Here is an 18,001-nt window from a genome sequence, read left to right as displayed (position 1 = left end):
ACCCACCCGGGCCCGTGGTTGCGCCGGGGCAGTGGCCGCGTACGGGCATCCGCCCGTCCGGTCCCGCCTCCGGCTAGCCGATGCCAGCCGCAGGCAAAACGGTCCACGTAAGGCGACTTCTCGTCGACTGATCACGGTGCGGCTTAGAAGTAAGTCCTGCCTCGCCGGGAGTCCAGATGGCTCCCGTCCCGGGAGAAGGGCAGTAGTGGCCATGAGGCTGCGAGCCCCTCAGCAGGCGGATGTGGGGTCGAAGACCAGGTCGGCCGGGTGGGTGCCGCCCCGTCTTGTCCCTGAACGGCTGGTCCCCGGCTTTTTCCTGGGTGGAAGGGGGTGGAGCCGCACCTTCGCCGGGTAGCAGCACCAGACTCCGTCGTCTAGTCCAGGAGGTTCCGTGGACGTCGTCGTCAAGGGCCGGCACACAGAGGTCTCTGACCGCTTCCGGCGGCACGCCGTGGAGAAACTCTCCAAGGTGGAGCGCTTCGACGCGAAGGTGATGCGCATCGACGTCGAAGTGTCCCAGGAGCACAACCCGCGGTTGTCCAACGAGTGCGAGCGAGTCGAGATCACGGTCCGGTCCCGAGGGCCGGTCGTGCGTGCCGAGGCGTGCGCCGACGACCGGGCCACGGCCCTGGACCTGGCGCTGGCCAAGCTCGAGGGGCGCCTGCGCCGCGCCGCGGACCGGCGACGCGTCCACCACGGAGGCAAGACCCCGGTGTCCGTCGCCGCCGCGTCGGCCTCGTGGGACGCAGCCGACGCGGGCTCCCTGCTCGTGGCGACCGAGGAGGCCCTCCCCGACGTCGACGAGCCCGCGTCGCCGGACGGCGTCGCGGCCGGAGTGCCCGGCGAGCTGGGCGAGAGCCCCGTCGTCATCAGGGAGAAGGTGCACAACGCCTCACCGATGACGTTGGAGCAGGCGCTCTACGAGATGGAGCTGGTCGGGCACGACTTCTTCCTCTTCGTGGAGGCCAAGACCGGGCGCCCGAGCGTGGTCTACCGGCGCAAGGGCTGGGACTACGGGGTCATCGGCCTCGACCTGGAGCAGCAGGCGTAGCCCATCCGGCTGGGGCCGTCCGGTGCGACCGCGGCGGCCCCCGCCGGCAGGCTCGGCTCGTCCGCGGTGCCCGGACGGGTGGTGGCGTGGGAGCGTTTGCCGGACTACGCGGTCGGTCTCCCGACCGCGTGTCATCATGACGCGAGGCGATCGAAAGGCTGCATGTGGCACACGCTGGGACGACGGGCACTGCCGACGACGGGGCGGCTGACGGCTCGCCGCTCAGCGGCGACGCGATCAGGGTCCTCGTAGTCGATGATCACGCGTTGTTCCGGCGCGGTCTGGAGATGGTCCTCGCCCAGGAGGACGACATCGAGGTCGTCGGCGAGGCGGGTGACGGCGGCGAGGCGGTCAAGCTGGCTGCGGAGCTCGCGCCCGACATCGTGCTGATGGACGTGCGGATGCCGCGGCGTGGCGGGATCGACGCCTGCACCGCGATCCGCGACGTGGTGCCGAGCGCGGAGATCATCATGTTGACGATCTCCGACGAGGAGGCCGACCTCTACGAGGCGATCAAGGCCGGCGCCAAGGGCTACCTGCTCAAGGACGTCTCGATCGAGGAGGTCGCCTCCTCGATCCGCAAGGTGCACAGCGGCCAGTCGCTCATCAGCCCCGCGATGGCGTCCAAGCTGCTCACCGAGTTCGCCAGCATGATCAAGCGCAGCGACGAGCGCGAGCAGGTGCCGGCGCCGCGCCTGACCGAGCGCGAGCTGCAGGTGCTCAAGCTCGTGGCGCGCGGCCTCAACAACCGTGACATCGCCAAAGAGCTCTACATCAGCGAGAACACCGTCAAGAACCACGTGCGCAACATCCTGGAGAAGCTGCAGCTGCACTCGCGCATGGAAGCCGTCGTCTACGCGGTGCGCGAGAAGCTGCTCGAGATCACCTGATCGGTCCTGCGGCCGTCGGTGCCGGATGGCACGATCGCCGACGTGCCCCGCCGGATCGAGCGCCTGTCCCTCGCGCAGGCGCGCCGCGTCGCCCTCGCGGCGCAGGGGTTCGGCGGGAGCCGCCCGTCCGGCGCCCCGGGCACGCGGCAGCTGCTGGCGATGGTCGAGCGCATCGGGCTGCTGCAGATCGACAGCGTCAACGTCCTGGTGCGCGCCCACTACATGCCGCTGTTCAGCAGGCTCGGGCCCTACGACCGGGCGCTGCTCGACCGCGCGAGCTCGGTGGCGCCGCGGCGGCTGACGGAGTACTGGGCGCACGAGGCGAGCCTCGTCCCGGCCACGACGCTGCCGTCCCTGCGCTGGCGCATGGACCGTTGGGCGACCGAGGCCTGGGGCGGCATGCGCCGGGTCGCGGTCGAGCATCCCGAGCTCGTGGCGGCCGTCCTGGACGAGGTACGCCGCCGCGGGCCGCTCACGGCCGCGCAGGTCGAGCGGGCCCTGGAGACGGACGCCCCCCGGGCGAAGGAGAACTGGGGCTGGAACTGGAGCTGGACGAAGCAGGCGCTGGAGCACCTGTTCTTCTCCGGGCAGATCACCTCGGCCGGCCGCACGGCGCAGTTCGAGCGCCGCTACGCCACCCCCGCCCGCGCGCTGCCGCGGGCCGTCGTCGAGGCGCCGACGCCGCAGGAGCCGGAGGCCTTCGCCACGCTGGTGTCGATCGCGGCGCGGGCCACGGGCGTGGCCACCGAGCGGCACCTGCGCGACTACTTCCGGCTCGCCCCGCCCGACGCCAGGACGGGCATCGAGCTGCTGGTGGAGAGCGGCGAGCTGCTGCCCGTCGAGGTCGCGGGGTGGGCACGGCAGGCGTGGCTGCACCGTGACGCCCGCGTGCCGCGGGCCGTCTCCGCCCGGGCGCTGCTGGCGCCGTTCGACCCGCTGGTCTGGGAGCGCTCGCGGACCGAGGAGCTCTTCGGCTTCCGCTACCGCATAGAGATCTACGTCCCGGCGGACAAGCGCGTCCACGGCTACTACGTGCTGCCGTTCCTGCTGGGCGACCGGCTGGTCGCGCGCGTCGACCTCAAGGCCGACCGGCAGGTTGGCGTGCTGCGGGTGCAGGCCGCGTACGCGGAGCCGAGCGCGCCGGACGACACCGCCGAGCAGTTGGCCGCCGAGCTCGGCACGCTGGCCGGATGGCTCGGGCTGGACGACGTCGTCGCCGCTCCCCGAGGGGACCTTGCCGCCTCCCTCGCGACCGCGCTGGCCCGCGCCACGCCGGGCTGACCGGGCGCGACCGGCTAGCCGGGGGTCGCCGCCGGAGGCACCGCCGGCACGGGCTGACAGCCGGCGCAGGCTGCCAGCCCGTGGCGTCGGTCAGTCCGGACGGTGCTCGATCGCCGGCGGCGATCGTCAGTGGACGTCGCGCAGGATCCCCGTGAAGAGCGACAGCAGGCCCGCGATCAGGAAGCCCGCGCTGCCGATCCAGAAGACGACCCAGGAGCCGGCCGCCAGACCGATGCCGCCGACGGTGAAGAAGGCCAGCATGATGAACACCCACACCCAGGAGATGGGGCGTCCGCGGCTGCTCGCCTGAGCCATCGAGGTCCTTCCGTCGAGGTGGAGCGCACGTGCGTGCCGGCGGCGCCGCTTGCTGCCGCCGTCATCGCGAAGCGTAGCTGGGCGGGTATGCCGGCACGTCGACCATGTACCCCGCTTGCGGCATAGCATGACGACGTGAGGCGCCACCGCGGCGCCGGCCGTCGTCGCGCACGTCGCCGAGCCCAGCTCCTGGGAGCGGCGGGCGAGCCGGGCGGCACCGAGTGCTAGGAGCCGACCGCGTGCCCGCGATCCTCGACAAGATCCTCCGCGCTGGCGAGGGCAAGACGCTGCGCAAGCTGCAGGGGATCGTCAAGCAGGTCAATGCCATCGAGGACGAGTTCGTCGCCATGTCCGACGAGGAGCTCCGCGCGCAGACCGACGAGTTCCGAAAGCGGCTGGCCGAGGGCGAGACGCTGGACGACCTGCTGCCCGAGGCGTTCGCGACGGTGCGCGAGGCCGCCCGCCGGACCCTGGGCCAGCGCCACTACGACGTCCAGCTGATGGGCGGCGCGGCGCTCCACCTGGGCAACATCGCCGAGATGCGCACCGGTGAGGGCAAGACCCTGGTGTCGACGCTGCCCGCCTACCTCAACGCGCTCGAGGGCAAGGGCGTCCACGTCGTCACGGTGAACGACTACCTTGCCGAGCGTGACTCCGAGTGGATGGGCCGCGTCCACCGCTTCCTCGGCCTGACGGTCGGCACCATCCTCTCGTCGATGACGCCGGTCGAGCGGCGGGCCGCGTACAACTGCGACATCACCTACGGCACGAACAACGAGTTCGGCTTCGACTACCTGCGCGACAACATGGCTTGGTCGCGCGACGAGCTCGTCCAGCGCGGCCACAACTTCGCCGTGGTCGACGAGGTCGACTCGATCCTCATCGACGAGGCCCGCACGCCGCTCATCATCAGCGGCCCGGCGGACCAGGCGACCAAGTGGTACGCCGAGTTCGCGACCCTCGTGCGCCGGCTCAAGCGGGGCGACACCGAGAAGGGCATCTCCGGCGACTACGAGGTCGACGAGAAGAAGCGCACGGTCGGCGTCCTCGAGTCCGGGGTGGAGAAGGTCGAGGACTGGCTCGGCATGGACAACCTCTACGAGTCGGCCAACACGCCGCTCGTGGGCTACCTCAACAACGCGATCAAGGCCAAGGAGCTCTACAAGCGCGACAAGGACTACGTCGTCATCGACAACGAGGTCCTCATCGTCGACGAGCACACGGGCCGCATCCTGGCCGGCCGGCGCTACAACGAGGGCATGCACCAGGCCATCGAGGCCAAGGAGGGCGTGCCGATCAAGGACGAGAACCAGACGCTCGCCACGATCACGCTGCAGAACTTCTTCCGCCTCTACAACAAGCTCAGCGGCATGACCGGCACGGCCATGACCGAGGCGGCCGAGTTCTCCCAGATCTACAAGCTCGGCGTGGTCCCGATCCCGACCAACCGGCCCGCTCAGCGCGCCGACCAGTCGGACCTGATCTACAAGACCGAGGAAGCCAAGTTCGAGGCCGTGGCCGACGACCTGGTCCAGCGCCACGACAAGGGCCAGCCGGTCCTGGTCGGCACGACGAGCGTGGAGAAGTCCGAGTACCTCTCCAACCTGCTCAAGAAGCGGGGCGTCCCGCACGAGGTCCTCAACGCCAAGAACCACGAGCGTGAGGCCGCGATCGTGGCCCAGGCCGGACGCAAGGGCGCCGTCACCGTCGCGACCAACATGGCCGGCCGCGGCACCGACATCGTGCTCGGCGGGAACGCCGAGTTCCAGGCCGACCTCGACCTGCGCCGGCAGGGGCTGGACCCGGTCGACACACCCGAGGACTACGAGGCGGCGTGGGCGGACGCGGTCGAGCGGGCCAAGGAGGCGACGAAGGCCGAGCACGAGGAGGTCATCGAGCTCGGCGGCCTCTACGTCCTCGGCACCGAGCGCCACGAGTCCCGCCGCATCGACAACCAGCTGCGCGGCCGTTCCGGCCGACAGGGCGACCCGGGCGAGTCGCGGTTCTACCTCTCGCTCGAGGACGACCTGATGCGGCTGTTCAACTCCGCGATCGTCGAGTCGTTCCTCACGCGGTTCAACATCCCCGAGGACGTGCCCATCGAGTCGAAGATGGTGACGAACGCGATCCGCTCGGCCCAGAGCCAGCGCGAGGCGCAGAACTTTGAGATCCGCAAGAACGTCCTGAAGTACGACGACGTGCTCTCCCGCCAGCGCGAGGTGATCTACGCCGAGCGCCGCCGCGTCCTCGAGGGCGAGGACCTGCACGAGCAGGTCCGGCACATGATCGACGACACCATCGAGGCCTACATCGTCGGCGCGACCAGCGACGGCTTCGCCGAGGAGTGGGACCTCGACCAGCTCTGGACCGCGCTGAAGACGCTCTACCCGGTCAGCATGAGCATCGAGGAGCTCGAGGAGGAGGCCGGCGGCGACCGCTCCGGGCTCAGCCAGGAGTTCCTCGTCGAGCGGCTCAAGCAGGACGCCCAGGACGCCTACGACGCCCGCGAGGCCACCCTCGGCGAGGAGGTCACGCGCGAGCTGGAGCGGCGCGTCGTCCTCTCCGTGCTCGACCGCAAGTGGCGCGAGCACCTCTACGAGATGGACTACCTGCAGGAGGGCATCGGCCTGCGGGCGATGGCCCAGCGCGACCCGCTCGTCGAGTACCAGCGCGAGGGCTTCCAGCTGTTCACCGCCATGATGGACGGCATCAAGGAGGAGTCGGTCGGCTTCCTCTTCAACCTCGAGGTCCAGGTCGAGCAGCCCGCCCCCGAGGCGCAGCCGGCGGGGATGCTCTTCACCAACTCTGCCAACTCCACGGATGCCGCCGCGCAGGCCGAGGCGGCCGACCAGGAGGCCGCCCCGGTGGCCCCCTCGCTGGAGAAGGCCGCGGACGAGCCGCCGGCCGTCCCCGCCCAGCACGAGCACGTGCACCTCAAGGCCAAGGGCCTGGAGGCCCCGCAGCGCCCGGCGCGGCTGGAGTACACCGCTCCCGGTGTCGACGGCGAGGCCGGACGCGGCGAGCCGACGCGCTCGACCGACGGTGGCGCCGGCGCTGTCGACGGGGAGTACTCCGAGACCTCGCGCAACGCCCCGTGCCCCTGCGGCTCGGGCAAGAAGTACAAGCGCTGCCACGGCGACCCCAAGGTCCGCGAGACGCTCTGACCTCGCACATCGCGGCCTGACGGCCCGGCACCGGCTTTCCGGTGCCGGGCCGTCGGCCTTCGTGCGCCGACGGCCGGTGCGCCTCCTGGTCGAGCGCCGAGGTCGTGCGTCGAGTTTGTGCGTCGAGTTCGTGCGCCGACGTCGGGCGCCGACGTCGGGCGCCGTCTTCGCCGGTCTCTTATGGCTCACGTGCGCGAGCAGGTGCCGAACGAGCGGTGCCTCACCCCGCGGCCCGCGCCACGGACGCCGACGCTGCGCTCGGCGCCGCCCCCGCCGGAACCGGCTCGTCCGTGCCGCGGGCGGCCGCGGTCGGCAGCAGGACGTCGAGCGTCGTGCACTGCCACCGCCCGTCGAGCCCTTCCATACGCAGCGCCAACGCCTGCGCGCGGCCGTTGCGGACGATCACCGCGGCGACCTCGGCGACGCCGTCGTCGGGCTCGCACACGTGCACCGAGCGGACGTGCGCCCGCGCTCGCGTCGTCATGGCCCTGCGCGGCGGCGCGGCGGTCGTGCGCACCCGGGCGTACACCTCCTCACTCGTCCAGCGCAGCAGCTGGGCGGGCGGCCGCTCCCCGCTGAGCACCTCGACGACGGCCTGCACGAGCCGGGCGGCCCAGGCGCGCGGCTCGGGGAGCTCGTCCCGGCCCGTCGGCCGTCGTCCGAAGCCGTCGTCCTCCTCGCCCACTAGCCGTAGCCGGGGGAGGTCGGGGGTCGCGGGCAGGCCCGTGGGCAGCGGGAACGACAGGGCGAGCTGTGCCTGGCCGGAGCGTGCGGTGGGCGGGAGCGGGGCCACCTCGTCGTCGTACGGCGGCTCCCAGCGCGGCGCGGGCAGTCGTCGCGGCGGGGTGGCGCGAAGCGCGGGTGTGGTGCGGGGCATGGCGGTCTCCGGGGAAGCGGGAACGGGGGAAGCGGGAACGGGGGAAGCGGGAACGGGGGAAGCCGGGGCGGGCTGAGGGGAGGGGTCAGGGCGCCGGCGGATGGAGCACTTGGCCGGGGCGGAGCAGGCCGGGGTCGGGCCCGATCACGTCGCGGTTCGCGTCCCACCACGCCGGCCAGGCCGCCGCTACGTCTGCGGCGCCCGCCGTCGGGCCGAGCGCACGCTCCACGATCGACCAGAGCGTGTCGCCGCCACGCACGACGACGGCGGCACGCTCGTTGCCGTCGCTTGTTGCTGCCGGGCGGTCGGCTGACGGGACGGCCGACGACACGGTCGCGCGGACGGACCCCGCGGCGGGACGCTCGGCGACGAGGCCGGTGACGAGGCCGGTGACGAGGCCGGTGACGACGGCGCCGGAGGCCGGGCCTGCCGGGAGCGACGCGCCGCCGGCGGCCTTCGCCGCACCCGCGAGCTCCGCGGTCCCGGTGTCCGCCACCGTGCGCGCGACCGTCGTGGCGCCCGTGAGCTCAGCGGCGCCGGCCGGCACCGCGACGCCGACGACGACGAACGCCCCGACGACCCCGGCGACGACGCGACGCAGCACGACGGGCGCGACGAGGCAGGCCGCGCGGTCGGCCGCGCTGCCTGCGAGCGCCGGCAGCGCCGCCGCGGCGCTGAGCACGACGGCGAGCAGGAGCCAGCCGAGGCACAGCCAGACCCCGGCGAGGGCGGCCAGCGTGACCAGCGTGTCGAACGCAGCGACGGACGGCTGCTGGAGCTCGCGCGTCGTCGCGGACGTGGCGCGCAGGAGCAGGTCGACGGACACCACCACGGCGCCGGCGCCGATCAGAGTGGCGAAGGCGGCGGTGAGCGGCCGGACGGCGCGATACACAGGTACTCCCTTCGTTTGCTTGCGTTTGCTTGTGTAGTCCTCCTGCTGCTGCAGTTCAATCGCTCGAACGAAGGCTTGCTTGGGATCGGGAAGTGCGGGTAGGAACGCGCGCGTGCGATGGGAGGAGCTCTTCGCGGACCTGGAGGCCCAGCTCGAGGAGGCCGAGCGCGCCGAGCACCAGGCCGAGGTGGCCGACCGGACACGGCGTGAGCTCGCCCGCGTTCGCCTCGTCGACCGCCTGCGCGCTGCGGTGGGGTCGTCCCTCACGGTCGTCGTCGGCGCGGCCGGGCGCGTCCGCGGCCGGCTCGTCGACGTGGGGCCGGACTGGCTGCTGCTTCAGGAGGACGGGCGGGACGCCCTGGTGCCGGTGTCGGCCGTGACCACGGTTCTGGGCCTCGGTGGGCGAGCAGCGGGGCCGCCGCGGCCGGCGTCCGTGGCCGCGCGCTTGACGCTGGGCACGGCGCTGCGCGGGCTGGTGCGCGACCGGGCGACGGTGCGGGTGACGACCGTGGACGGCGCCGACTGGACGGGGACGCTGGACCGCGTCGGGGCGGACTTCGTCGACAGCAGCGAGGGCCCGGTCGACGAGGGGCGGGACGCCCGGGCACGCGGGGTGCGCTCGGTGCCGTTCGCCGCGCTCGCCGTCATCCGCGCGCGCTGAGCGGCCCTACGGCCCGGCGAGGGTTCAGTCCCGGACGTCGGCCCCGTCGACCGCGTCCTCGACGCCGTTGCCGAACGGGTGCGCGTCGACGAACGCGCGGGTCTCGTCGTAGAGCCGCTGGATGTAGGACTCGAGGACGGTCGCCTCCACGCGCCACTGCCCGCGGCCGCCGATCTTGATCGCGGGCAGCTCCCCGTTGCGGACGAGGGCGTAGGCCTGCGACGCGGAGATGTTGAGGATCTCCGCGACGTCGGCGAGCTGCAGGAAGCGACGTTGCACGGCCATGGCCGGTCCAGTGTGGCAGCGATCGGGCCGGGATCCGCGCTGTCCACACCCTGGCGTTCCCTCGCGGGTGGTTCCGCGTCCCCGGTCACCCTCCCGGGCGTCACCCGGCAGTGGACAGCGCGCACGCCACCGGCTGGTGCTGCTGCACCATGCCGAGGAGGCCTCGACGGGTGCCTCCTTGCGGACGAAGCGCCTCCCGAGCCGCTCCCTGTGAGCCGTGCTCGACAGCCCGACCAACCACGTACCCGAGGAGCCCCTCCGTGGCGGACCTGCCCGCTCCCTCCGCAGCCCGACTGCCGCGCGCCCGGTGGCTCGACGCCCGCTTCGTGGTCGGCGTCCTGCTCGTCCTCGGCTCGGTGGTGGCCGGCGCCCGCGTCGTCGCAGCGGCCGACGACACGGTGGCCGTGTGGGCGGTCCGGCACGACGTCGCCGCGAACGCCGCGCTCGCAGCGGCGGACCTCGAGCCGCGACGCGTGCGCATCGAGGGCCGCCTCGACCGGTACGTCCCGGCGAGCGTGGACCCCGAGGGCCTGCTCGCGACGCGGCCGGTCGCCGAGGGCGAGCTGCTCCCCGTCGCCGCCGTCGTGCGCGGCACTGCGCGCGACTACCGGGCCGTGCCGGTGGCGGTCACGCCCGCCTCGGTGGTCGGGCTGGACGAGCACTCGCTGGTCGACGTCTACGTCGTGTCGGAGGAGGACGCCGACGGCGCCGCGGCGCAGGCCGCAGAGGTCCCGGACGAGGGCTCGGCGCAGGCGCGGGACGTGCCGGCTGCCCGCGCTGCTGCCCGTCCGGTGCCCCTCGCTCCGGTGCTGCAGGGCGTCCCCGTGCTGGGCCTCGGCGGTGACGGGAGCACGTTCGGCGGCGGCGGCAGCGCGACGGTCCAGCTGCAGGTCCCCGCGGCCGACGTGGGACGGCTGCTGCGCGCGGCGGCGGCCGGGCCGGTGCAGCTGGTCCGGGTGCCCGGGCCGGCCGAGGACGGGGCCGGGTCGTGATCGAGGTCCTGACCGCGCTGCCCGGCGCGGCCTGGGAGGCCGGCCTCGTGGCGCAGCTGGACGACGCGCCCGGCGTCACGGTCGTGCGGCGCTGCGTGGACCTCGCCGACCTGTTGGCCACGGCCGCGTCGGGCGTGGGTGCCGCCGTGCTGCTCTCGGCCCAGCTGCGCCGGCTCGATCGCGACGCGGTGGCGCGGCTCGCGGTCGCCGGGGTCGCGGCTGTCGGCGTCGTCCCCGCGGGAGACGCGGAGGCGGAGCGGCGGCTGCGCGCCCTCGGCGTCGACGTGCTGGTCGCGGTGGACGCCGGCCCCGCTGCCGTCACGGCCGCTGTCGCCCGCGCGGTGCAGCAGCTCGCGGCGGGGGAGGGAGCCGTGGCGCGCCCGGCCCTCGCGTACTCCGAGCCGCTGCGGTCGCTGCCGGCGACACCCGCCGACGGCGACGACGAGGGCACCGACGCTCCGGAGGAGCCGGCGGAGGGGCCCGGGCGGCTGGTCGCAGTGTGGGGACCGGCCGGAGCGCCCGGGCGGACGAGCGTGGCGGTGACGCTCGCGAGCGAGGCCGCCCGGTCGGGCACGACGACGCTGCTCGCGGACGCCGACGTCTACGGCGGGGTGGTCGCGCAGTGCCTCGGCCTGCTCGACGAGTCGCCCGGCCTCGCGGCCGCAGCGCGCATGGCCGGGGCGGGCAGCCTGGACGCCGAGGGCCTGGCCCGCGTCGCCCCGCTGGTGGACCCACGGCTCCGGGTGCTCACCGGCATCCCGCGCGCGCACCGCTGGCCGGAGCTGCGCCCGGCCGGGCTCGAGCAGGTCTACGCGCTCGCGCGCCAGCTGGCCGGGCTGGTGGTGGTCGACTGCGGGTTCTGCCTCGAGCAGGACGAGGAGCTCTCCTTCGACACCGCGGCGCCCCGCCGCAACGGCGCCACCCTCACGACGCTCGAGCTCGCCGACGTCGTCGTCGCCGTCTGCTCGGCGGACGCGATCGGCGTGCAGCGGTTCGTCCGCGCTCTGGCGGACCTGCGCGACCTCGTGCCCGGCGCCGAGCTTCGCGTCGTCGTCAACCGCGTGCGCCGTGCCCCGGTCGGCCCGGACCCCGAGCGCCAGCTGGCCGAGGCGCTCGAGCGCTACGCCGGGCTTCGCGACTGCGTCTTCGTCCCCGAGGACCGGTCGGCGTTCGACAGCGCGCTGCTCACCGGCCGCGTCCTCGCCGACATGGCGCCGGGCTCGCCCGCGCGCGCCCCGCTGAAGCGGCTGGCGGCGCAGCTGGTCGGGAAGGCCGAGCCGGAGCGACGGCGGCTGCGCAGGCGCCGGCCGGCCTGACCCGGGGCCGCGGGGCGACTACTCGAGCAGCAGCGCCAGGCCGGCGCAGGTGTAGCCGACCATGACGACGAGCAGCGGCAGCTGACCGGCGACCGCGCGCGCGTGCGGGAAGAGGCGTACGCCGCGGTCGTGGGCCAGCACGACGCCGAGGATGTGGCCGGTGACGACCGCGACGACCTGCAGCACCGAGACGCTCGTCGGGGTGATGAACGAGGCCTGGATGCTGGCGTCGCGCAGGCCGAGGTAGTCCGCCCCGGTCTGCAGCGGGTCGGTGGCCAGGATGACGGCGCGCTGGCCCTCGAGGACGAAGAGCGAGTAGTAGTGCGCGACGACGTAGCCCAGCGCGATCGGCACGATCGTGTGCGCGAACTCGCCGGGCATCTGCCACAGCGGCACGCGCTCGCGGCCGGAGCCGGCCACGTGGCCGAGCCTGCCGGCGAGCAGCGCCGCGGCGACGAGCACGAGCCCGACGAGGACGACGGCGGCGAGCAGTCCGAGCGTGCCGACGAGCGTTCGGTGCTCGGCCTGCTGGGCGTAGGACACCCAGCGGGTGGATCCGGAGTAGGAGTCCCACGCGGTCGAGCCGAGCATCACGGCGACGACGGCGACCAGACCGGGAGCCGGGCGCAGCGATGCCATGCCGTCGAGCGGGTTGCGCAGCACCAGCCGGCCGTCGTCGCGCCGCCCGAGCGGGCTGAGCTTGCCGAAGAACGCGGAGTAGACCTCGAACGCGTCGCCGCGGTCGAACCACCGCGAGCCGAAGACCGCCGCGCAGATCAGGTGCACGCCGGCGTACGCCGCCACCCAAGCGCGCAGCACGGGGAGCGTGGCGCGGTCGGGCGCGACCAGCTCGAGCCAGACGAACGCGAACAGCCCGACGGCCGCCGGCCAGTACGCGACGCGCGGGGAGAGCGGGTAGAGCCCGTCCTCGGGCCTGGTCCGCATGGCCGCGGCGAGCAGCGCGTGCAGCGTGCGCAATGGGTTGAGGTAGCGCCAGACCGGGCCGAACAGCACCGACAGCGGGACGATGCCGACCCAGAGCAGGATGAAGATCGCGTAGGGCGCCGGGTTGGTCGCGATGTCCTTGCCGAACAGCAGCGACGTTGCGAACCACCCGCTGACCACGAGCCCGACGATGCGCAGCGTCCAGGCGAAAGCCGGCGAGTCGAGCACGCGGGCGAGGCCGTCGGGCAGCGGCCGGCCGGCGCGCTCACCGGTCAGCTTGGGGTTGCGCCAGAGGACGCCGAGCAGCACGAAGGACAGGACGAGCGCGAGCGCGGCGCCGGTGAGGGCGTACGAGAACGGGATGGGCAGGTCCTGCCGGCCGCCGATGCCGTGCGCCAGCACGGCGTCCGCACCCGGAGGCAGCAGCGCGGTGCCCGCAGCCGGCCCCGTCACTTGACGAGCAGCTGGAACAGCAGCAGGCCCGACTCGTGGGTCTCGACCTCGAAGCTGCCGGTCCGGTTCGCGGTGAACTCCACGCTCCCGGGCTGGCCGGCGGGCAGCTCGCCCTCGAGGTCGTAGCCGTGGACGTGCATCTCGTCGGCCACGTCGCTCGTCACGATGATGCGGACGACGGTGCCCTTGGTGACGTCGACGTGGCTCGGCGGCGGCGTGACCTTGCCGCCGGCGACCGTGACCTTGACCTCGCGCACCAGGTCGTCCGCGGCGGCGGCGTCGCCCGAGGGCGTCGGCGAGACGGTGACCGGCGCCGAGGGGGTGGCGTACGTGGGGGTGCTGCGCGGGGTCGTCGAGCCGGAGGTCGCCGCGGGGGCGGAGGTGCCGGCCGCGGGCGCCGAGGGCGAGGGGACGGGCGAGGGGCTGAGCGTCGGGGCGGAGGCCGTCGGCGCGGTCGGGGAGGGCGCCGTGTCGGCGAGCGGCTGCTCGCCGTCGGACCCGCCGCCGCAGGCCGCTAGCGCGAGCGCGCACGCGGGGGCGACCAGGACGGCGGACAGGCGTGCTCGCACTCGCACGGGACGTTCTCCTTCGATCGGCTCGGCGGGGCCAAGGCTATGCGGCCTGGGCGCACCTGGCGTGGCAGCATGACGCAGCCGCCCCGGAAGGTGCTCGACGAGTGCTCGACGAGCAGCGCAGCGAGTCCGTGCCCGCAGCGGCCGTCGGGTCGGGGGCGGAGGTCGGGACCGTGGGGACGCAGGAGGCGGAGTTGGGCGTGCGCCGGGGCATCGCGCTGGGCGCCGGAGGCGTGCTCGGCGCTGCGTGGGAGGTCGGCGCGCTCTGCGCCCTGTCCGAGGTGCTGGGCGTGGACGCGCGCGAGGCGGAGGTGCTCGTCGGGACCTCCGCGGGCTCGGTCGTCGCGGCGACGCTGGCCGCCGGGGTGAGCGCGGAGCAGTTGCGCGACTTCCACCTCGGCCTCCCGCTGCCGGAGGGGCTGACGGTCGTCTGGGACCACGAGACCGGCACCGGGGGCGCCCGCCCGGCCCGCCCCGGGCGCATGCCCGCATCCCCCGCCCTGCTCGCGCGGGCCGTACGCCACCGCGGCGAGGTGCCCTGGGTGACGGCGCTGTGGGCGGCGGCGCCGCGCGGGCGCGGGAGCCTCGCCGCGCTGCGGGGCGCCGTCGACGCCATGGTCGGGAAGGGTGCGTGGGCGCCGAGGCCGGTCTGGATCCCCGCGGTGGACTTCGCCACCGGGGAGCGGGTCGTGTTCGGCCGCGAGGGCGCTCCACAGGTGTCGCTCGGGCGCGCGGTCGAGGCGTCGTGCACGGCGCCGCTGTGGTTCGCGCCGGTGCGGATCGACGGGCGCGACTACGTCGACGGCGGGCTGCGCTCGGCGGTGAGCGTGGACCTGTTCGCCGGCCTCGGCCTCGACGAGCTGTACGTCGTGGCGCCGCTCGCCTCGACCCAGCCGGACCGGCCGACGGGCCGGCTGGAGAAGGCCGAGCGGCTCTGGCGCCGCCGGGTGACGCGCCGCGTGCTCGCCGAGGCGCGGGCCGTGGCCGCCGGGGGCACCCGGGTCGTCCTGGTCACGCCCGGCCCGCAGGACCTGCAGGCCATGGGCGCGAACCTCATGGACCCGGCCCGGCGCGTCCGGGTGCTCGAGACCAGTCTCCGCACGACCGCGGCCGCGCTGCGCCGCCAGTGCCTGCCGGCGACCCAGGAGGTGGCGTAGGTGCGGGTCTACCTGCCCTCGACCCCGCGTGGCCTCGCCGCGCTCCTCGAGCAGCGCGAGGTCGGCCCGCCGCCGCTCGTGGCCTTCGCGGTGACACCGGCGCTGCGCGAGTGGTACGCCGAGGGCGACGAGGAGGAGCTGGAGTACGCGGCCTCGGACCTCGCGGCGGCGGCCTCGCTCGAGCGGCTGCAGGCCGAGACGTCCGCCGGCGCCGCCTCGGCCGCGCGCCGCGTGGTCGTCGCCGCGGACGTGCCGGACGCGAGCGTGCAGCCGGACGCGGCGCTCGGCCGCGGCGGGGTGCGGCTGGGCGCGGCGGTCCCGCTGGCCAGGATCGCCAGCGTCCACGTGGACGACGCGGAGGCCGAGCCGGACGTGCGGGCGGCCCTGCAGGCCCTGCCGGCCGCGCGGGCCGGTGACGGGGACGCCGCCTTCACGGTCGAGCAGGTGGAGGGCCACGAGCTGCTCTGGTATGCCACCCAGGAGGTCGAGGGGCTGATCGGCGGCCTGCTGGGCACGTAGGCCGAGAGCGACGAGGGGGGACACGGTGCGAGGGAGACTGCTGGACGTCTGCATCGACGCCGGGGACGCGTATGCCCTGGCGCAGTGGTGGGCTCCGTTGCTGGGCTACCACGTCCGCGAGGACGCGCGCCCGGGGTGGAAGGCGGTGCCGCTGGTGCCGCCGACGGGCGCCGCGGGACCGGGGTTGTGGTTCAACCAGGTCCCGGAGCCGAAGACCGTGAAGGACAGGGTCCACCTGGACGTCGAGGGCGACTGGCGCGAGATCGTCGCCCACGGCGCCACCGTGCTGCGCGAGGAGGGCGCGGTCCCGGAGGAGGACTGGGTGGTGCTCGCGGACCCCGAGGGCAACGAGTTCTGCGTCTTCGCACCGCCGGCCGCCTGACCCGCCGCGGTCACGCCGCCGACGGCGGCCCCGGGCAGCGCGCTCGTCCACAGCCCTGGCGCCGTCCACAGCCACACCGCTGGGCGGCGGCGGGCGCGCGTCGAGCACGTAATCTCCTTCCCGTGCCGACGTTGACGGACCTGGCCCGCGAGCGGACGGCGCTCGACGAGGCCGACCTCGACCACCTGCAGGCGCTCATCGCGGACTGGCAGCTGCTCGCCGACCTCTCGTTCGCCGACCTGGTGCTGTGGGTGCCCTACTCCGACGCCAGTGCGTACGTCGCGGTCGCCCAGATGCGCCCGACGACGGGGCCGACGCTGCTCGTCGACGACGTGGTCGGGGACGTGCTGCCGCGCGGCTGCCGCACCCAGGTGGACACCGCGTACGACGAGGGGCGGATCTGCCGCGAGCGCGACCCCGAATGGCGGGCCGACGTGCCGGTGCGCGAGGAGACCGTGCCGGTGATGCGCGGCGGCCGTGTGATCGGCGTGATCACCCGGCACACCAACCTGGCCACGGCCAGGACGCCGAGCCGGCTGGAGCTGACCTACCTGCGCTGCGCGAACGACCTCGCGCGGATGATCGCGGAGGGGTGCTTCCCGCTCGGCGGGGAGGGCGACGGCGCGTCCTCGCCGCGGGTCGGCGACGGGCTGCTCCGGCTCGACCCCGACGGCTACGTGACCTACGCGAGCCCCAACGCGCTGTCGGCCTACCGCAGGCTCGGCGTCACCGCGGACCTGGTCGGTGCCCACCTCGGCCGGGCCACCGCCGCGCTGGCCCCGCACCAGGAGCCGGTCGACGAGGCGCTGGAGAGCGTGGTCGGCGGACGGTCGCACCGGTGGGGCGAGGTGGCGGTCAACGGGACGGTCGTGCTGCTGCGGGCGATCCCGCTGCTGGCGCGCGGCACCCGGGTGGGCGCGCTCGTCCTCGTCCGGGAGGTGTCCGAGCTGCGCCGCCGCGAGCAGGAGCTGCTCTCCAAGGACGCGACCATCCGCGAGATCCACCACCGGGTGAAGAACAACCTGCAGACCGTCGCGGCGCTGCTGCGGCTGCAGGCGCGCCGGGTGCAGGCCGAGGAGGCCCGTGCTGCGCTGAACGAGGCGGTCTCCCGGGTCGGGTCGATCGCGGTCGTGCACGAGACGCTGTCGCGCTCGGCCGACGGGCAGGTGGCCTTCGACGAGGTCGCCGGACGGCTCGCGTCCGGGGTCGTGGAGGTCGCGACGGCGGGCGCACCCGTGCGACTGCGCCGCACCGGGGAGTTCGGCGTGCTGCCCGCCGAGGTCGCGACGCCGCTGGCGCTGGTGCTGACCGAGCTGCTCGCGAACGCGGTCGAGCACGGCTGCGGGCCGCGAGGCGGCGGCGACGTGGAGATGGCCGCCCGCCGGCGCGGGGCGTCCCTGCGGGTTACCGTCCAGGACAACGGGCCCGGGCTGCCGGAGGGGTTCTCGCTCGACGCCTCGGCCAACCTCGGGCTGCGGATCGTGACCGGGCTGGTCAGGACCGAGCTCGGCGGGACGCTCACGATGGCGCCGGGGGAGGGCGGGGGCACCGTCGCCACGGTCGATGTGTCCGTGCCCGTATCACCGGCGGGGGTCGACGGCTCTACCCCGTGACGGGCGCGCGCACCCCTCGGGTGCGGCGCGCCCCGGGGGCACCGTGCGGGCAGGGCGCGCGCAGGCGAGCGCGGGCGAGCGCGGCGAGCGCGGCGAGCGCGAGGACGACAGGAGCGGAGTCCGGATGGGTGACGTGGAGGAGACGTCGTCCTATCGAGTGACCCCCCGGTGCAGCGGCCGAGGCCGACGAGTGCCACTATGTCGAGCACGGCGAGAGCCCCGGCGGGCTACCGCCGAGGCTCTCGGGACGCAACCGTCCGCGACGTGCGAAGCCAGTCAGGCTGGCACCGGTCGTTGCGGGCTCGTTCGGGGGAAGGGGGTGCAGCTGCCGCCGTAGCGGAGAACTAGGCCGTCCGGACCCGGCTGCGGGCAGCACGGCGCTTGAGCGCGCGGCGCTCGTCCTCGCTCAGCCCGCCCCAGACACCGGCGTCCTGACCCGACTCGAGCGCCCACGTGAGGCACGACTCGGTGACAGGGCACTGACGGCAGACCGCCTTGGCTTCCTCGATCTGCAGCAGCGCAGGGCCTGTGTTGCCGATCGGGAAGAACAGCTCGGGGTCCTCGTCACGGCAGGCAGCCTCGTGGCGCCAGTCCATGCGTTTCCACTCCTCGCAGGTCATGCGGGGGGGCGAGAAG

18 protein-coding genes are annotated in these 18,001 nt (G+C 74.4%); 11 read left to right on the top strand and 7 right to left on the bottom strand.

Translation table 11 applies throughout. The features are described 5' to 3' along the window. The first annotated feature begins 391 nt into the window (after window positions 1-391). From hpf to G9H71_RS04465, 3 genes are all read left to right on the top strand, one after another. Window positions 392-1,051: a ribosome hibernation-promoting factor, HPF/YfiA family gene (gene hpf, locus G9H71_RS24910; RefSeq protein WP_166278391.1), complete on the top strand. Its 660-nt coding sequence runs from the start codon at window positions 392-394 to the stop codon at window positions 1,049-1,051. 149 nt (window positions 1,052-1,200) lie between these two features. Continuing rightward, window positions 1,201-1,941, top strand: coding sequence for a response regulator (locus G9H71_RS04470; protein ID WP_166279113.1), 741 nt, complete (start codon window positions 1,201-1,203; stop codon window positions 1,939-1,941). Between the two features lie 42 nt (window positions 1,942-1,983). Beyond that, window positions 1,984-3,222 (top strand): winged helix-turn-helix domain-containing protein, encoded by a 1,239-nt coding sequence (locus G9H71_RS04465; RefSeq protein WP_331272740.1) that lies wholly within the window; start codon window positions 1,984-1,986, stop codon window positions 3,220-3,222. A gap of 126 nt (window positions 3,223-3,348) precedes the next feature. Here G9H71_RS04465 and G9H71_RS04460 read toward each other — a convergent pair whose 3' ends face one another. Further along, complete coding sequence (locus tag G9H71_RS04460) at window positions 3,349-3,537, bottom strand: hypothetical protein (protein ID WP_166278386.1); 189 nt, start codon at window positions 3,535-3,537, stop codon at window positions 3,349-3,351. A 239-nt stretch (window positions 3,538-3,776) separates the two neighbouring features. On the opposite strand from G9H71_RS04460, the gene secA reads away from it, so the two are divergent. Next, window positions 3,777-6,701 carry a preprotein translocase subunit SecA gene (secA, locus tag G9H71_RS04455; RefSeq protein WP_166278383.1) on the top strand — a complete coding sequence of 975 codons (2,925 nt, stop codon included), beginning with the start codon at window positions 3,777-3,779 and terminating at the stop codon, window positions 6,699-6,701. A gap of 220 nt (window positions 6,702-6,921) precedes the next feature. Here the strand turns inward: secA and G9H71_RS04450 are convergent, their stop codons facing one another. Together G9H71_RS04450 and G9H71_RS04445 are read right to left on the bottom strand one after the other, a co-directional pair. After that, on the bottom strand, window positions 6,922-7,578 hold the full coding sequence (locus G9H71_RS04450; protein WP_166278380.1) for an Rv3235 family protein: 657 nt from the start codon (window positions 7,576-7,578) through the stop codon (window positions 6,922-6,924). 85 nt (window positions 7,579-7,663) lie between these two features. Beyond that, the gene (locus tag G9H71_RS04445; RefSeq protein WP_166278377.1) at window positions 7,664-8,470 is read right to left on the bottom strand and encodes a LysM peptidoglycan-binding domain-containing protein; all 807 of its coding nucleotides are present in this window, start codon (window positions 8,468-8,470) and stop codon (window positions 7,664-7,666) included. Between the two features lie 112 nt (window positions 8,471-8,582). On the opposite strand from G9H71_RS04445, the gene G9H71_RS04440 reads away from it, so the two are divergent. Continuing rightward, window positions 8,583-9,131, top strand: a complete 549-nt coding sequence (locus G9H71_RS04440; protein WP_166278374.1) for a hypothetical protein — start codon at window positions 8,583-8,585, stop codon at window positions 9,129-9,131. Window positions 9,132-9,155: 24 nt separating this feature from the next. Here the strand turns inward: G9H71_RS04440 and G9H71_RS04435 are convergent, their stop codons facing one another. Continuing rightward, window positions 9,156-9,416: a helix-turn-helix domain-containing protein gene (locus G9H71_RS04435; RefSeq protein WP_196791537.1), complete on the bottom strand. Its 261-nt coding sequence runs from the start codon at window positions 9,414-9,416 to the stop codon at window positions 9,156-9,158. A 260-nt stretch (window positions 9,417-9,676) separates the two neighbouring features. On the opposite strand from G9H71_RS04435, the gene G9H71_RS04430 reads away from it, so the two are divergent. Both G9H71_RS04430 and G9H71_RS04425 read left to right on the top strand, forming a co-directional pair. Beyond that, complete coding sequence (locus tag G9H71_RS04430) at window positions 9,677-10,408, top strand: hypothetical protein (RefSeq protein ID WP_166278371.1); 732 nt, start codon at window positions 9,677-9,679, stop codon at window positions 10,406-10,408. Further along, the gene (locus tag G9H71_RS04425; RefSeq protein ID WP_166278368.1) at window positions 10,405-11,724 is read left to right on the top strand and encodes an AAA family ATPase; all 1,320 of its coding nucleotides are present in this window, start codon (window positions 10,405-10,407) and stop codon (window positions 11,722-11,724) included. Before G9H71_RS04430 ends, G9H71_RS04425 begins: the two co-directional genes overlap by 4 nt. A gap of 18 nt (window positions 11,725-11,742) precedes the next feature. On the opposite strand, the gene G9H71_RS04420 is transcribed toward G9H71_RS04425, so the two are convergent. Both G9H71_RS04420 and G9H71_RS04415 read right to left on the bottom strand, forming a co-directional pair. After that, the gene (locus G9H71_RS04420) at window positions 11,743-13,122 is read right to left on the bottom strand and encodes a hypothetical protein (RefSeq protein WP_231134016.1); all 1,380 of its coding nucleotides are present in this window, start codon (window positions 13,120-13,122) and stop codon (window positions 11,743-11,745) included. Then, complete coding sequence (locus G9H71_RS04415) at window positions 13,119-13,697, bottom strand: cupredoxin domain-containing protein (RefSeq protein ID WP_166278365.1); 579 nt, start codon at window positions 13,695-13,697, stop codon at window positions 13,119-13,121. The genes G9H71_RS04420 and G9H71_RS04415 overlap by 4 nt, the downstream gene beginning before the upstream one ends. A 101-nt stretch (window positions 13,698-13,798) precedes the next feature. On the opposite strand from G9H71_RS04415, the gene G9H71_RS04410 reads away from it, so the two are divergent. The 4 genes from G9H71_RS04410 to G9H71_RS04395 all read left to right on the top strand — a co-directional run bounded on the left by G9H71_RS04410 (window position 13,799) and on the right by G9H71_RS04395 (window position 17,365). Continuing rightward, window positions 13,799-14,851 carry a patatin-like phospholipase family protein gene (locus G9H71_RS04410; RefSeq protein WP_166278362.1) on the top strand — a complete coding sequence of 351 codons (1,053 nt, stop codon included), beginning with the start codon at window positions 13,799-13,801 and terminating at the stop codon, window positions 14,849-14,851. Then, on the top strand, window positions 14,852-15,370 hold the full coding sequence (locus tag G9H71_RS04405; protein ID WP_166278359.1) for a DUF6912 family protein: 519 nt from the start codon (window positions 14,852-14,854) through the stop codon (window positions 15,368-15,370). A gap of 25 nt (window positions 15,371-15,395) precedes the next feature. Next, window positions 15,396-15,752, top strand: a complete 357-nt coding sequence (locus G9H71_RS04400) for a VOC family protein (RefSeq protein WP_166278356.1) — start codon at window positions 15,396-15,398, stop codon at window positions 15,750-15,752. A 131-nt stretch (window positions 15,753-15,883) separates the two neighbouring features. Then, window positions 15,884-17,365, top strand: a complete 1,482-nt coding sequence (locus G9H71_RS04395; protein WP_196791707.1) for a sensor histidine kinase — start codon at window positions 15,884-15,886, stop codon at window positions 17,363-17,365. Window positions 17,366-17,709: 344 nt separating this feature from the next. Here G9H71_RS04395 and G9H71_RS04390 read toward each other — a convergent pair whose 3' ends face one another. Further along, complete coding sequence (locus tag G9H71_RS04390; RefSeq protein WP_166278331.1) at window positions 17,710-17,961, bottom strand: WhiB family transcriptional regulator; 252 nt, start codon at window positions 17,959-17,961, stop codon at window positions 17,710-17,712. Window positions 17,962-18,001: the final 40 nt, after the last annotated feature.

The sequence above is a fragment of the Motilibacter deserti genome (assembly GCF_011250635.1).
GTDB classification, from domain to species: Bacteria; Actinomycetota; Actinomycetes; order Motilibacterales; family Motilibacteraceae; genus Motilibacter_A; species Motilibacter_A deserti.
This window is presented reverse-complemented; position numbering and strand designations above follow the sequence as displayed.